Raw genomic sequence first — 1334 nt, 5'->3', positions numbered from 1 at the left:
CTGACCAACTCGATCACCAACGTCAGCGGCGGCAATTACGAAAATCTGGTGGCGGACAAAACGCCGGTCAGCACCACCGTGACCGACACCGTCGACACCACGACCCTCAGCCTGAGCGCGACCGACTCGGTGGCTGAAGGCGGTTCCATTGTTTACACCGCGACCCTGACCAATGCCGCCGGCACACCGGTCACCGTGACCCTGAGCAACGGTGCCGTGATCACCATCGATGCCGGTAAAACCACCGGCACCGTCACCGTCCCGGCTCCATCCGATGACGTTTACAAAGATGCCGGTACGGTCCAGGCCACCATTTCCACCGCCACCGGTGGCAGTTTCGAAAACCTGGTGCCGAGCACTGCCCCGGCAGTGACCACCGTCACCGACACGATCGACACCAGCACCGTTTCGCTGAGTGCGACCGCGAACGTCGCCGAGGGTGGCACCGTGGTGTACACAGCGTCCGTATCGGCACCGGTCACCGGTTCGCCAGTGGTTGTGACCCTGTCCAACGGCCAGACCATCACCATTCCGGTCGGTGCCAGCAGCGGTTCTGTCAACTTCGTTGCGCCAAACGATGCCCTCGCTGGCGGCGGTTCTTTGAGCGTCAAAATCGACGACGCCAAGGGCGGCAACTACGAGAAGCTGGAAGTCGACGGCAAGTCGGCGGATACCTCGGTGACCGACACCCCAGACACCACCACCCTCAGCCTGTCGGCAACCGACTCGGTGGCCGAAGGTGGTTCCATTGTTTATACCGCAACCTTGACCAACGCCGCCGGCACGCCAGTGACCGTGACGTTGAGCAATGGCGCCGTGATCACCATCGAAGCGGGTAAAACCACCGGCTCCGTCACCGTCCCGGCTCCATCCGATGACGTTTACAAAGATGCCGGTACGGTCCAGGCCACCATCTCTACCGCCACCGGTGGCAATTTCGAGAACCTGGTGCCGAGCACTGCCCCGGCAGTCACTACCGTCAACGACACCATCGACACCAGCACCGTTTCGCTGACTGCGACCRCGAACGTCGCCGARGGYGGCACCGTGGTGTACACAGCGTCCGTATCGGCACCGGTCACCGGTTCGCCGGTGGTCGTGACCCTGTCCAATGGCCAGACCATCACCATTCCGATCGGTGCCAGCAGCGGTTCTGTCAACTTTGTTGCGCCAAACGATGCCCTCGCTGGCGGCGGTTCTTTGAGCGTCAAAATCGACGACGCCAAGGGCGGCAACTACGAGAAACTGGAAGTCGACGGCAAGTCGGCGGATACCTCGGTGACCGACACCCCGGACACCACCACCCTCAGCCTGTCGGCAACCGACTCGGTCGC

The 1334-nt window shown here is 62.5% G+C and carries 1 protein-coding gene; it reads left to right on the top strand.

The features are described from left to right. A partial coding sequence (locus AC1DQM_RS29775) for an immunoglobulin-like domain-containing protein (protein WP_477747250.1) occupies nt 1-1334 on the top strand: 1334 nt, incomplete at both ends.

Source organism: Pseudomonas sp. 01L34, from assembly GCF_056400265.1.
This window is presented reverse-complemented; position numbering and strand designations above follow the sequence as displayed.